The organism is Cylindrospermopsis sp. CR12, from assembly GCF_001432185.1.
In the GTDB taxonomy this organism is placed as follows: domain Bacteria; phylum Cyanobacteriota; class Cyanobacteriia; order Cyanobacteriales; family Nostocaceae; genus Raphidiopsis; species Raphidiopsis raciborskii.
The window spans coordinates 1-13,801 of record NZ_LMVE01000106.1 but is presented as its reverse complement, the minus strand read 5'-3'; the positions used below and the strand labels follow the sequence as shown (position 1 = coordinate 13,801).

10 protein-coding genes and 1 pseudogene are annotated in these 13,801 nt (G+C 41.3%); 5 read left to right on the top strand and 6 right to left on the bottom strand.

The window, feature by feature from the left end; all coding sequences use genetic code 11:
* Positions 1 to 2 precede the first annotated feature (2 nt).
* A complete protein-coding gene (locus ASL19_RS11780; protein WP_057178497.1) occupies positions 3 to 1,496 on the top strand; it encodes a DNA phosphorothioation system restriction enzyme in 1,494 nt (497 codons plus the stop codon).
* A 1-nt stretch (position 1,497) separates the two neighbouring features.
* Here the strand turns inward: ASL19_RS11780 and ASL19_RS11775 are convergent, their stop codons facing one another.
* The 3 genes from ASL19_RS11775 to ASL19_RS11765 form a co-directional block, all read right to left on the bottom strand.
* Positions 1,498 to 2,742, bottom strand: a complete 1,245-nt coding sequence (locus tag ASL19_RS11775; protein ID WP_057178496.1) for an LL-diaminopimelate aminotransferase — start codon at positions 2,740 to 2,742, stop codon at positions 1,498 to 1,500.
* A gap of 87 nt (positions 2,743 to 2,829) precedes the next feature.
* Entirely contained in the window at positions 2,830 to 3,669 is an 840-nt protein-coding gene (locus ASL19_RS11770; RefSeq protein ID WP_057178598.1) for a lysophospholipid acyltransferase family protein, read from the bottom strand.
* Between the two features lie 9 nt (positions 3,670 to 3,678).
* Positions 3,679 to 5,151 (bottom strand): carotenoid oxygenase family protein, encoded by a 1,473-nt coding sequence (locus ASL19_RS11765; RefSeq protein WP_057178495.1) that lies wholly within the window; start codon positions 5,149 to 5,151, stop codon positions 3,679 to 3,681.
* A gap of 291 nt (positions 5,152 to 5,442) precedes the next feature.
* Here ASL19_RS11765 and ASL19_RS11760 point away from each other — a divergent pair, with 291 nt between their 5' ends.
* The 4 genes and pseudogenes from ASL19_RS11760 (at position 5,443) to ASL19_RS11745 (ending at position 9,353) form a co-directional block, all read left to right on the top strand.
* Positions 5,443 to 6,987, top strand: coding sequence for an ATP-binding protein (locus ASL19_RS11760; RefSeq protein WP_057178494.1), 1,545 nt, complete (start codon positions 5,443 to 5,445; stop codon positions 6,985 to 6,987).
* 197 nt (positions 6,988 to 7,184) lie between these two features.
* Positions 7,185 to 7,934 (top strand): annotated as a pseudogene (locus tag ASL19_RS11755) (ATP-binding protein); the annotation flags it as partial.
* Between the two features lie 54 nt (positions 7,935 to 7,988).
* Positions 7,989 to 8,582, top strand: coding sequence for a chromophore lyase CpcT/CpeT (locus tag ASL19_RS11750; protein WP_057178493.1), 594 nt, complete (start codon positions 7,989 to 7,991; stop codon positions 8,580 to 8,582).
* 27 nt (positions 8,583 to 8,609) lie between these two features.
* Positions 8,610 to 9,353 (top strand): 2-phosphosulfolactate phosphatase family protein, encoded by a 744-nt coding sequence (locus ASL19_RS11745; RefSeq protein ID WP_057178492.1) that lies wholly within the window; start codon positions 8,610 to 8,612, stop codon positions 9,351 to 9,353.
* Here the strand turns inward: ASL19_RS11745 and ASL19_RS11740 are convergent.
* From ASL19_RS11740 to ASL19_RS11730, 3 genes are all read right to left on the bottom strand, one after another.
* Positions 9,347 to 11,056, bottom strand: a complete 1,710-nt coding sequence (locus ASL19_RS11740; protein ID WP_152980436.1) for a M61 family metallopeptidase — start codon at positions 11,054 to 11,056, stop codon at positions 9,347 to 9,349. The genes ASL19_RS11745 and ASL19_RS11740 overlap by 7 nt on opposite strands.
* A gap of 203 nt (positions 11,057 to 11,259) precedes the next feature.
* Entirely contained in the window at positions 11,260 to 12,147 is an 888-nt protein-coding gene (locus ASL19_RS11735; protein ID WP_057178490.1) for a CoA-binding protein, read from the bottom strand.
* 48 nt (positions 12,148 to 12,195) lie between these two features.
* Positions 12,196 to 13,410, bottom strand: coding sequence for an ATP-grasp domain-containing protein (locus ASL19_RS11730; RefSeq protein ID WP_057178489.1), 1,215 nt, complete (start codon positions 13,408 to 13,410; stop codon positions 12,196 to 12,198).
* Positions 13,411 to 13,801: the final 391 nt, after the last annotated feature.

The following is a 13,801-nucleotide window of genomic DNA, read 5'->3' as shown; positions in this document are numbered from 1 at the left end:
AAATGTACTTTATAGCGTCTTCCATTGCTTCAAGTTCTAAACTACCGGTATCAGCACCATATACCTTTTCCCTTAAATTACCCTTTGTCAGGGAAAATAGCGGTGACTACCATGTCAATCCATTTTTACCCGGTTGTCCTAGAATACCTTTACACGTCGAATTACGAGGATACCAAAAACAGGCTATTACTAGCTGGTTTGCTAATAATGGTCGGGGAACATTGAAAATGGCTACCGGTAGTGGAAAAACAATTACCGCATTGGCGATCGCCTATGAATTATATAAACAGATAGGCTTACAAGTCTTGTTAGTGGTTTGTCCCCATCGTCACTTGGTTACCCAGTGGGGTAGGGAATGTGAGAAATTTAACTTAAAGCCCATTTTAGCTTACGAAAATATACGAAATTGGCATAGTCAAATGTCCGTAGAGTTATATAACTTGGGTTCTGGTTATCAAAAGTTTCTGACTGTTATCACCACTAACTTGACCTTAATTGGAGAAGGTTTTCAATCACAACTGAAATATTTTCCGTTGAAAACCTTAATCATTGGGGATGAAGCACATAATTTGGGTGCGCCCAGGTTAGAAGAAAGTTTACCTCGTAGTGTGGGATTAAGACTAGCTCTATCAGCTACACCAGAAAGATATTTTGATGAGGAAGGTACGGAGTCCTTATTAGAATATTTTGGACCGGTTTTGCAACCGGAGTTTAGCTTAAAAGATGCTATTGACCAAGGAGCATTGGTGCATTATTTATACTATCCAGTTTTCGTGGAATTAACGGAGTTGGAGAGTATGAATTATTTAAGATTAACCAAAAAAATAGGGCGTTGTTTACAAAATCGGGAGATACAGGAGACCTTTAGTTTTGAGGATATGGAGGGTATTAAATCTCTACTGATAAAACGAGCTAGATTAATTAGCAGCGCGGAAAATAAACTAGTGGCATTAAAACATTTAATGTTAAATCGTCTAAACACGAGCCATACATTATTTTATTGTAGTGATGGTTCCCAAGAGGGGGGGAACCATTCTTACCAACTGGAAGAGGTAACCAAAATTTTAGGAGTGGAACTAGGGTATAAAATCAGCACCTACACTGCGCGAACATCATTACCAGAGCGAGAAGTGTTAAGAAAACAATTTGAAAGTGGGGACTTGCAGGGTTTAGTAGCTATTCGTTGTTTAGATGAGGGTGTAGATATACCAGCAATTAGAACCGCAGTGATTTTATCCAGTTCTAGCAATCCCCGTCAATTTATTCAGCGTCGCGGTAGGGTGTTACGTCCCCATCCCGGTAAAGAAAGGGCGACAATTTTTGATATGATAGTGTCACCTCCAGACTTAGATCGAGAAGCAATGGAAGTAGAAAGGAACTTGCTGAGAAAAGAATTGAAAAGGTTTGTAGAATTTTCTAATTTAGCGGATAACGCAGGTGAAGCTAGAATGAAGCTACTCAACCTGCAAAAGCGCTATAGTTTGTTGGATATTTAGATTATGGCAAATTGATGGAGAACTTTTCTGTAATTCGTTGCATTGCTACTTCCACATTTTCTCGACTATTAAATGCGGAAATGCGGAAGTAACCTTCACCAGCAGCACCAAAACCCGAACCGGGAGTTCCTACAACATTTACAGTCTGTAGTAGTTTGTCAAAAAACTCCCAACTAGTTAAACCAGCTGGTGTCTTCACCCATACATAGGGAGCATTTACTCCACCATAAACTTTTAGACCTGCACTAGTTAATTGTTGACGAATGATTTGAGCATTTTCCAAATAGAAACTTACTAAGGCCTTGATTTGAGCTTGTCCTTCCTCAGAGTAAACAGCTTCTGCACCCTTTTGGACAATATAAGAAACCCCATTAAATTTGGTAGACTGACGACGGTTCCATAATTTCCACAATTCTATATTGGAACCATCTGCAGCTTTAGCAGTTAGGGTTTTGGGAACAACGGTTAAAGCGCAACGGGTACCAGTGAACCCAGCATTTTTAGAGAAAGAACGAAATTCTATGGCACATTCCCTAGCACCTTCAATTTCATAAATAGAATGGGGAAGATCAGGATCGGTAATAAATGCTTCATAAGCAGCATCAAAGAAAATTATCGATCCCTGGGATCTAGCATAGTTTACCCAGTCTTTTAAATGTTCCTTGGTAGCTGTTGCACCGGTAGGATTATTAGGAAAACATAAATAAATTAGATCTACCTTTTGTTGAGGTATTTCCGCTGTGAAGTTATTTTCCGCAGTCACAGGTAAATACACCAAACCACCATACTCTCCCTTGTCGTTAGCTTCTCCAGTATTGCCCGCCATCACATTAGTATCGACATAAACGGGATATACAGGGTCAGTAACAGCAATAATGTTATTTCTGCCAAAAATATCTAAAATATTGCCCGTATCGCATTTAGAACCGTCAGAAATGAAGATCTCATCCGCTTCTATGGCAGCTCCCCTAGCTTGAAAATCATGAACAGCTATTTTTTCCCGTAACCACACATAACCCTGTTCCGGTCCATAACCCTTAAAAGTACTGCGATCGCCCAGATCATGAACAGCTTGAATCATAGCATGGCGACAAGCATCTGGCAGTGGTTCAGTAACATCACCAATACCCAGACGAATAATTTGGGCATCAGGGTTAGCTTGGGCAAAAGCATTGACTCTTCTAGCAATTTCCGGAAACAGATAACCAGCTTTCAGTTTTAGATAGTTGTCGTTAATAGTAGCCATAGTTAATTTACAAGTATAATTTACAAGTGGTTTTTACGAATAACGGTTTGATAGCATCATACCATGAACTCGGGATTAAAGTCTCTCCTAGCTAGCTTCCTTGATCAATTGGTTCAATTCTGTCTGCATCTGGTTCCTAACCAGTTCATAACATTCATTGACATAACTCACGTCATTAACAGCATCTTTTCCATATCTTTTAAATATAATTGGTGGACAAACTCTAGTATGTATTTTAGCAGGTAAAGGAATATTTGGCAGTGGACCCAGGGCTAAACCCCAGGGTAAACCCAAATACAAAGGAAAAACTATAGGGTCAACATCAAATAACCATGGCATTCCCCACTGATGAAACCGTGCCATGATTTGATATAAATCAGTTAATACAATCAAGGTGTCGTGGGATCCCCAGGAAATAGCTGGAACAATGGGGACATTCTCTCGCAGTGCTAACTTAATAAAACCCCGTCTTTGGGCAAAATAGATTTTATCTCGCATCCGATGTGGACGGAATACATCCTCTGCGCCACCAGGATAAACTAAAACACTTGCACCTGCACGAAATGCTGCATAAGCCATTTTAGGATGGGCTCGGATTGCACCTCCCTTCATAGCTATTTCAGCTGCTGGGGGAAAAACTTCCCATACTTTTGGATGCATTAAACCGTAAATCAGCCTTTCAGTACCAAATCGACGTAACCAGTCATACATCATCATAGACGTATCCGGAGATGCCAACCCCCCATTGTGAGAACCAACAACCAAAATTTTTCCTTCTGGAATATTTTCCCAACCACTGGTTTCTACCCGGAAATAGCAATTATATAAAATTGCTAATAATGGCATCATCTTGGCAATAAATTGGGGATCTCTATGTGTGAGAGACCACCCCGCCCTTTCAGTTTTTACATCCTGCATTTTCAACATTGATTTCATTTAATTATATGGTTTCCAAGTTCCATGAAAACTATGGGGAATTACGGAAGGTAAGGCAAGTTGACAAACTGGTTCTTCGTTCATTCGATGACTGTCAAATATGCAAATTGTGCTACTATGGCTATTGCCATCATAAACCACTGTTAATACCCAACCTCTGTCAGAACTTGTTCTATCTTCAACATAAATTGGTTCTGAAGGATAGCAGTTTAAACCTAGGTTAGCTTCAGTTAAACTACCGTCCTCATGGTCAAATTTGGCCATGCCATTTAATATTTCCCCTTGTGTCTCGGTCCCTTCTTTAAAAATGGACATGTATGTAGCGGGTGAAAATTTGCCAACATTTTTGCTGGGGACACTAGGAAATTCACAGGTTCTATTTAATAAGGTTACCAGTTGTTTAACTCGACCGGTTTGGGGGTTGAGTTCTACTCTGGTAAAGGTAGTTTTGGCGGTTGTTTTTACTTTTCCAGTTGCTACTTCCCGTAAATATTCATTAGTTTGGAAATCAGCATATTTGGCAAAGTCAATAATTACTATACCTCTATTATCAACATAACCATTACTAAAATGCCACTGAAACCAGGATTCGGTTTCTCCTCGACTAACTAAAGATAAATTTTCTCTATCAATAACAATGATTTGGGTTCCTATATGTGGTTGCCAAGTCAAAGCCTGACTGTAACTGCTAATTCCCAATAATACCGACCAGATATTTAACTGTACGGGTGGGGCAAAAAAGATTAAATATGGTCCGGCTAAAACAAAATCATGAATGAGGCTAAATTGGGTCAAATCAAATTGGGACTGTTTAATGATTCTACCAGTGAAATCACTTTTGTAAATATTAAGTATGCCACTCCCCGGAGAACTAGTGCCAAGGTTCACCCCAAAGTTAAATATTTCCCCTGTTTGATGGTCAACCTTGGGATGAGCAGAATAAGCTTTTCCCTGGGTTAACCCCCCCAAACTAGTTAAACCCTTGGTTTCTAAGTTCTCTAAATCTAAAGCATGGGGATGATCACCCTCCCAAAGGGCTAAAAGTTGATCTGGTAATGCCAAAACTGAAGTATTAGCAGCATTTTTAACCGGTCTTTGCCACTTATGCCAAATCATACCGGGTGCTGTCATACCATAATTACCGTAAAGGAACTTATCTGCTTGAGTCTCTTCTTGATACCCCCTGGTCTGTACATAACGATAAACCGCTTTAGCACCGTCATCGCGAAAGTGGACTGCTAAAATGGCTCCATCCCCATCAAACCAGTGTCCCACAGACATATTTCCCCGTTGTAATCTCCCTGGACCGTTGCGGTATAGGGTACCCCGCAACCCCTGGGGAATTTTACCTGTAATTATGGGTAATTGAGAGAGGGGAAATTCTTTTGCTGGTTGCGATATGGCATGGGACCAAGTTTTTTTATCTAATTTTTGATCATTTACATCTCTGATATATTTCTTATTTACAGTCATATTGACCAATACCTTAGCCAAAAAAGAGTATTAAAAGTAGGGGCGATGTAGTAGAGTTATAGTCTTACAAAGCAAAAACTCAAAAACCACACACAGCCCATGTTCGGGATTATAACACTATTACAGTGCCTGCTACCAGAAATAAAAATGACGACAATACGTCAGTTGAGTCGGATCCTCATGGCGATAACCCAACCTACACAAGCTGGTTTCAATGAAGATCCCTTAGGAGTTCGCCTTTATTAGGTTCTAGAATAAAGTTGTTAAGGTTATTTTTTCAAAACCTCCACCATGGCTAAACACTTTAACACTGCTGGACCATGTAAAGCCAACATCCACTATATGCTTTCCCCCACCGCTCGCTTACCGGAGTTAAAAGCGCTAATTGATGGAGAAAACTACTTTATCATTCATGCACCGCGACAAGTAGGCAAAACCACCGCTATGATAGCCCTAGCCCAAGAATTGACTGATAGTGGGGAATATATCGCCGTGATGCTTTCTTTAGAAGTAGGGGCACCATTCTCCAGGGATCCGGGTATGGCTGAACGTGCAATTTTGGATGAATGGCAAGAATCCGCTTGTGTATACCTACCAACTAATCTCCACCCACCCCGTTGGCCACCATCTCAACCAGGGCGGCAAATTGGAGCCGCATTAGCTAGTTGGGCTAAGGTTGCTACTCGTCCCCTAGTGGTTTTCCTGGATGAAATTGATGCTTTAGCAGATGAAACATTGATTTCTGTTCTCAGACAATTACGCTCAGGTTACAATCGTCGTCCCCATAGCTTTCCCCATTCGGTAGGGTTAATTGGCATGCGGGATGTGCGGGACTATAAGGTTAAATCCGGTGGAAGTGAACGACTTAATACGTCAAGTCCTTTCAATATCAAGGCTGAGTCTTTAACCCTAAATAATTTTACTTTATCAGAAGTAGAAGAACTTTACTTACAACATACACAAGCTACGGAACAGGTGTTTACCCCGGAAGCCATTCAACAGGCATTTTATTTAACCGATGGACAACCGTGGTTAGTCAACGCCCTAGCTCGTCAAGCTACCCAGGTTTTGGTGAAAGATATTACCCAACCCATTACTGCTGAAGTCATTAACCGAGCCAAAGAAATCCTGATTCAGCGCCAGGATACCCACTTAGACAGCTTAGCAGAGCGCTTACGGGAAGATAGAGTCAAAACCATTATTGAACCAATTTTAGCGGGTGAAGATTTACCTGATGTACCCCAGGATGATATTCGTTATGTCCTGGATTTAGGACTGTGTCGAGACCGAGGACAGGGTTTGGAAATTGCCAATCCAATTTATCGGGAAGTTCTACCCTTGGTGTTAAGTTACACAACCAGGGCTTCCATTGGAGTTATTGAACCTCGTTGGTTAAATGAACAGGGGGAGCTATTACCCGATGAATTATTGGAAGCATTTCTGGAATTTTGGCGACAACATGGGGAACCACTGCTCAAAAGTGCGCCCTACCATGAGATTGCTCCCCATTTGGTATTAATGGCATTTTTACATCGAGTAGTAAACGGTGGTGGTACGTTAGAACGGGAATATGCCATTGGTTCTGGAAGAATGGATATTTGTTTACGCTATGGCAAGGTAGTGATGGGCATAGAGTTAAAGGTGCGGAGGGAAAAGTTGGATCCCCTAACCAAGGGTTTGACCCAACTGGATAAATACCTGGATGGGTTAGGATTGGATAGAGGGTGGTTAGTGATTTTTGATCGCCGTGCGGGATTACCACCCATGGGAGAGAGAATTAGTACGGAGGAGGTCATTAGTCCGGGGGGACGAACCATTACCGTCATTCGTAGTTAGTCGCGAAGCACTGGGTACGCGAGATCGCCATTATTGTTTAAATCATTAATGTTGGGTTTCATACTTCAACCCAACCTACGTTCATCTTATATTTAATTCCACCCACCTACTTAGGTTCTAGAATAAAGTTGTTAAGGTTATTTTTTCAAAACCTCCACCATGGCTAAACACTTTAACACTGCTGGACAGGGCGGCAAATTGGAGCCGCATTAGCTAGTTGGGCTAAGGTTGCTACTCGTCCCCTAGTGGTTTTCCTGGATGAAATTGATGCTTTAGCAGATGAAACATTGATTTCTGTTCTCAGACAATTACGCTCAGGTTACAATCGTCGTCCCCATAGCTTTCCCCATTCGGTAGGGTTAATTGGCATGCGGGATGTGCGGGACTATAAGGTTAAATCCGGTGGAAGTGAACGACTTAATACGTCAAGTCCTTTCAATATCAAGGCTGAGTCTTTAACCCTAAATAATTTTACTTTATCAGAAGTAGAAGAACTTTACTTACAACATACACAAGCTACGGGACAGGTGTTTACCCCGGAAGCCATTCAACAGGCATTTTATTTAACCGATGGACAACCGTGGTTAGTCAACGCCCTAGCTCGTCAAGCTACCCAGGTTTTGGTGAAAGACATTACCCAACCCATTACTGCTGAAGTCATTAACCGAACCAAAGAAATCCTGATTCAGCGCCAGGATACCCATTTAGATAGTTTGGCAGAGCGCTTACGGGAAGATCGGGTCAAAGCCATTATTCAACCCATGTTAGCTGGATCCGATCTACCCGATACCCCGGAGGATGATCGCCGTTTCTTGCTGGATTTAGGCTTGGTAAAGCGCAGTCCCTTGGGTGGACTAACCATTGCCAATCCCATTTACCAGGAAGTGATTCCTCGTGTTTTGTCCCAGGGTAGTCAGGATAGTCTACCCCAAATTCAACCCACTTGGTAGGATTCTTCCCACTCCCCATGTACACTATAAGTGGTTCTATTGACATATCCTATGACCCATTCTCAAGATGTTCTTACCTTAGCTCGTTGGATGGCAGCGGATTTCAGCAATCAAGCTCAGGCTTTTGAAAATCCGCCTCTATATGCCCACATTCGTGTCTGTATGCGTCCCCTAGCTTATTCTCTCCTATCTGGGGTCAGTCTTTTTGTTGAACAAGCTTATGATTATGATCTCAAAGATCCCTATCGCGTCCGAGTGTTAAAGTTATTGGTTGAAGAAGGGCAAATTATCATTGAAAACTATACGGTCAAAGATGAGAAGGATTTTTATGGATCATCTCGGGATTTGGGTAAATTACAAAATTTAACTGCCGATCGCCTGGAAAAACTATGTGGTTGTAATATGCGGGTGGAGTGGACTGGTAACTGCTTTACCGGTACTGTGGAATCAGGTAAGAATTGTCTAGTGGTTCGCAAGGGACAAAAAACCTATTTAGATAGTAAATTTGAGATAGACGACCAAAAATTCCTCAGCTGGGACAGGGGGAGGGATTTAGAAACCGATCAACATGTTTGGGGTTCCCTCGCTGGGCCATTTCACTTTCTCCGTTGGGGAAATTTCGCCGATGAGGTAAAATTACCCTAGTATTATTAAGGTAGGTATATCTAGTCCGTGAAGATATTTGTATATCATACTCCAGAATTAACCCCCACAGGGGAAATACCAGAATGTGCGATCGCCGTCGATGTTCTACGCGCCACTAGCACTATAGCTACAGTATTGGCTGCTGGTGGCGAAGCGGTACAAGTTTTTTCTGACCTCAACGAACTAACAGAGGTTAGCGAACAATGGCCTGCGCAAAAGCGATTACGGGCTGGAGAACGAGGTGGTGGTAAGGTAGCTGGGTTTGAATTAGGTAATTCCCCTCTGGATTGCACACCAGAACTAGTGGAAGGGAGACGTTTATTTATTAGTACCACCAATGGCACCCGTGCCCTAAAACGAATAGAAGATGCCCCAATTGTTTTAGCAGCAGCCCTAATCAATCGCTCTGCAGTAGTCAATTTTTTATTAGAGAAACAACCCCAAAGCATCTGGATAGTTGGTTCGGGGTGGGAGGGGAGTTTCTCCCTGGAAGATACTGTTTGTGCAGGTGCGATCGCCCATAGTATTTGGCAGAAAACCGGTTTAGAGTTGGATCAAATTGCCGGTAATGATGAAGTTACGAGTGCGATCGCTCTTTATGAACAATGGGAAGATAATTTAATAGGATTATTTCATCAAGCCAGTCATGGTAAAAGATTATTACGTCTAGAATGTGCAGAGGACTTAAAATATTGTGCTCAGACGGACATTTTAAACGTTTTACCCCTACAGAAACAGCCAGGTGTTTTAACAAGTCACAATGCTCACTGAGTTGTGGTGATTGGTACTCCTAGCCAACCTAGAAAGTTGTTTTTTTGACTGGTACTAGGATTTTCCACTGGACGTAATTGATATTTGTGGGGACGTGGTTTGCCCAAGGTCACCTTGTAGTTCCGCAATTCATCCTGGTGAAAAACCGTTATTTCAATGGTGTCCTTGGGTTGATAGTCTTGTAACCGATGACCTAGTTGATTTATACCTACCTTAATCCCATCAATGGCTAACAGTTCATCACCCACATCTAATCCTGCTGTACTAGCAGGGGAGTGAGCTTCCACAAACTTAATAGTTTCCTGTCCATTTTCCGGTTCCACCCTAATTCCCAGATAAGGTGCGGACTCGGATTGCTCGACTAATGCCAACCCAAAAGGTTCTAAATACTTGAGGAATGGTAAATGCTCTAGACCATCTATATATTGTTTAAAGAAGTCAGATAAATCTATTTGGGCTACCTGTTCAATGACTTCTTTTAAATCTTGGGTAGTATAACCAGTTTCCTGTGTACCAAATTTCCGCCACATTTCCACCATCACATCATTTAAAGAAACTGTATTTTGATGGCGATCGCGAATGAGCAAATCTAATAACAAGGCGACCATTTCCCCTTTTAAATAGTAAGAAATTTGAGAATTTCGACTATTAGGAGAGGGACGATATAACTTAATCCAAGCATCAAAACTAGATTCACTCAGGGGTTGGACATAACGCCCTGGAGTTGTGAGGTATCGGGTAATTTGCTGACTCAAATGATGGAAATAAGACCTGGCGTCATAAATTCCTGCTTGAAAAGGAATTAGTAAATCATAGTAACTGGTAATTCCTTCGCAAAACCATAAAGAAGGTGTATAGTTCTCCTGGTCATAATCAAAACTCTGTAACTCCCGGGGACGAATTCTTTTCACATTCCACAGATGAAAGAATTCATGGGCTAACAATTGCATGAATCTTTCATATTTTTCCTTAGACCTAAATCCTAGCCGATCATAAATTAAGGAACAGGAATTTTTATGCTCTAGACCTCCATAAAGATCATGGCTTAAGTGGAGGATAAATACATATCTTTCATAAGGTAACCCCCCGAATATTTGTGCCTCACGGGTGATAATTTTTTGTAAATCATCTAGTACCTGTTTGATTTGATAATTTCCCTTCCCCCAAATTGCTAATTCATGAGGTTTATTCCCTACTTGGAAGTGATGTAAATGATGATTACCGATTTCAAAAGGACTATCAATCAGAGCATCGAAATTATCTGCTAAAAATGTATTAGCCTCTTGGTTAACTAGTGGTAAGGCGGTAGTTACTTGCCATTGTGGATTAGGTGTGACCACAGTAATGTAAATTGGCTTTTGTTCCCAACCAGGGATTCTAAAAAACATCCCTGCGCCGTTAAAATAACCATGGGTAGAATCCAGGTAATTTGTACGTACTGACAGTTCGTGGGCAAAAATACGATAGCGCACAACGACCTGATTAGCTTTACCTTTTTCTACTTGCCAGTGATTTTTGCTAACCTTCTTCCACCCTAAAGGTTTAGAACCAGCAAATGCGGTAAAATCCTGTAGATTTTTAGCATACTCTCGCACCAAGTATGACCCTGGTGTCCATACGGGCATTTTCAAATCAACGACTAGTCCAGGGTAGTTTTCAATGTGCAGAGTCACCTCAAATAGGTGATTTTCCGGTTTAGGCATTGACACCCAATAGTGAGTTGATGTATTAGTTTGTTGCGGTAGATCCCTAGATGATAATTTTTGTTCTGTCCCGTTCATGGCCTGATTATAGGAGTAGTTGCGGTAGTCGGAAGTCCCTGATGGGGTGAAAACTGTTATGGTATCACAGTTATATCCGCTCAATCACTTAAACTACCAGAAATTTGCAGAAAATTCATCAATTCTTAGCACTTCATGGCTTTTACCAGCAACTGGGGAATTTGCTGAGGATATTGGGCAACAGGTATTTGGGCATTACTAAAGGTGCTTAACTTAGTGGAAACACTGCCAAAATCAGGATCACGTTTGACCACAGTGGCAAAGTTGCCTGATTGGTGCCAGGATTTAGAAGGTGGTGCATGTCTACCAGCAATATAAGCAACAACTGGCTTATCAATAGCTGTGGATATGTATTTGGCAGCTACCTCCTCACTTTCACCTCCCGGTTGACCAACTAAAACTATTGCTTCCGTATTTTCATCCTCATCTAGAATTTGTAACCATTGAGAAAAGGAAGAACCTACAATTGCATCACTACCAATACTCACGCTAATAGACTGACCCAAACCAGCTTTAGTTAGTTCCCAAGCTACCTCGTAGGTAAGGGTACTGCTGCGACTGACAATACCTACATTGCCAGGAGTATAAAATTCACTAGGCTGAGTACCCAGGAGAATCTTCCCTGGCACAATAATCCCCGGACTATTAGGCCCCACAATTAGGATTTCGTGGTTTTCTGTTTTCCTCAGCAATGTCACCATATCCAGAGGTGGCACCCCCGGGGAGATAATAATGATCTGGGAAATGTTAGCAGCGATCGCCTCTAGTGCAGCATCTAACACTTGATAGGGATGTACACTAATAATTGTTGTATCAATTGTCCCGAAACTTGATACCACCTCTTCCACTAAATCAAAAACTGGCAAATTGTGTGCCATTATGCCACCATGACCGGGATCAACGCCAGCGACCAAATTAGTGCCATAGTATGATTTCATTTGGTCAATATGGGTTGTGGATATCAACTCCGAAAAACCTTGAATTAAAACTTTACTATCTGGCTTTAAGTTCATAAACTCCTTATTAAACTTAGAAAATTTCTTTAAAGAAAGTTAGTACAGCTATTTTCTATACACTTGTGATTTGGTTAAACTTACTGCTTCCTTAACAGCTACATCCAAATTTTCAACCAAGATGAAATTTTCGCTTTGAACTTGTAGGATGGACAGTAATGACTTCCTGGCCACTTGAAAATCATTACCAGCTAGACGCATGACTATTTTGGGTAAGCGCTGGGGGAGGGTTTTCTGAGAGGTATTTAAAAACCATCTAAGTTCTTCCAATTGTAATGCCATAAAATCAGTCATCACCCTTGGTACTTCCGAGAGTTCAGGAATAGTACCCAGCAAATTAATGAGAATCACCTGAATATTGCGATCAGCAGCCAAAACCCTTAGTCCAGTTTCCATGCGTTGACTAAATTTTGTCGGTTCTGTGTGGTTTAACCAAGAATGTCGTAAATTTAAGGAGACAGCAGGTTTACCTCCTGCAGCTACCACTGCATCCCAAGTGGTTAAAGCGGAACCAGTACCGTTGGCTAATATGCCAATTTCCCCTTGGTTATTCCTACCCAGCATATCAACCAACATGCCATTTATTCTTTTGCTCCCGGGATCCCGTGCTATTTTACTTGCTATGTCAGCTATGTCTGGATGACGATTAATAGCCCTTTCATTAACTCTAATTTTGCCATTAAGTGTCATTACTTGACAAGACGAACTTACGCCAAGAGGATTAATTTCCACTAAATCTAAGTCTTTGTGCAAAAACAAATGATACATTTTTGTCACAATGTCGCTGACGGACTGCATTAGTCCGCCCCTCAAACCCATGAGATATGCTAGTCTTCTGGCATAAAATGGGGAAAACTCTTGTTCCACAACCACGTATTGCATGTTCTCTCCGGGAGACTGCCAATCTATGTATCTACAGCCTAAAAGTACAGGACGACTAATAACTGTATCTAAAACTACTGCTAGGTAGAATTCTTCTTGAGCATTATACTTGCTCTCGGCTAATAAAACTTTTGGTAGTTCTCCACCAATGGGTAAGCTAAATATACTTTGAGCAGCTGCAATGGCATCAATAGTCGTTTCTACAATTTTGACTCCGCCAACCTGTGAGCGGTCTTTGGCATACACCTGGGATTTCAGCACAATTGGGTAGGGGATTTTTAACCTTTTTAAATCTGTGGGGTGGTCAATTCTTTGAGATGGTAATACGGGAATTCCTATCTTGTTAAACCACTCCTTAACTTGATACTCGAGTAAGTCCATTATATATACCTTTTTGCGTTAAAAATTAATTTTATTTGATTAACGGAATAGATGTTTTTCCGAGTTCTACCATTCTAGGAGAAATACTACAAAGGTTTCAACTACTGGATAACAGTAAAATTATTTACTACGTATTCGATTAGCTGTTCTAAGCTTTCCGGTCAACCTACTCGAGGGTGCCTTCTCCGCTCTCCGCAAGAGAGGGAAAGTTTTTAAAAACCCCTCTCCCAGGGGTATTTCGGTCCAGGTAATAGTTTATTCGAGTGTAGTAATATCAATACCCTTAGCTTTTAATTGTGCTAGTAAGGTTTGATACTTTTGTTGTTCCTGCTCTTTAAGAAATCTTTCTTGTTCTGCACGTTGATTTTCTTGTTCTGCATAATTGCTCAAC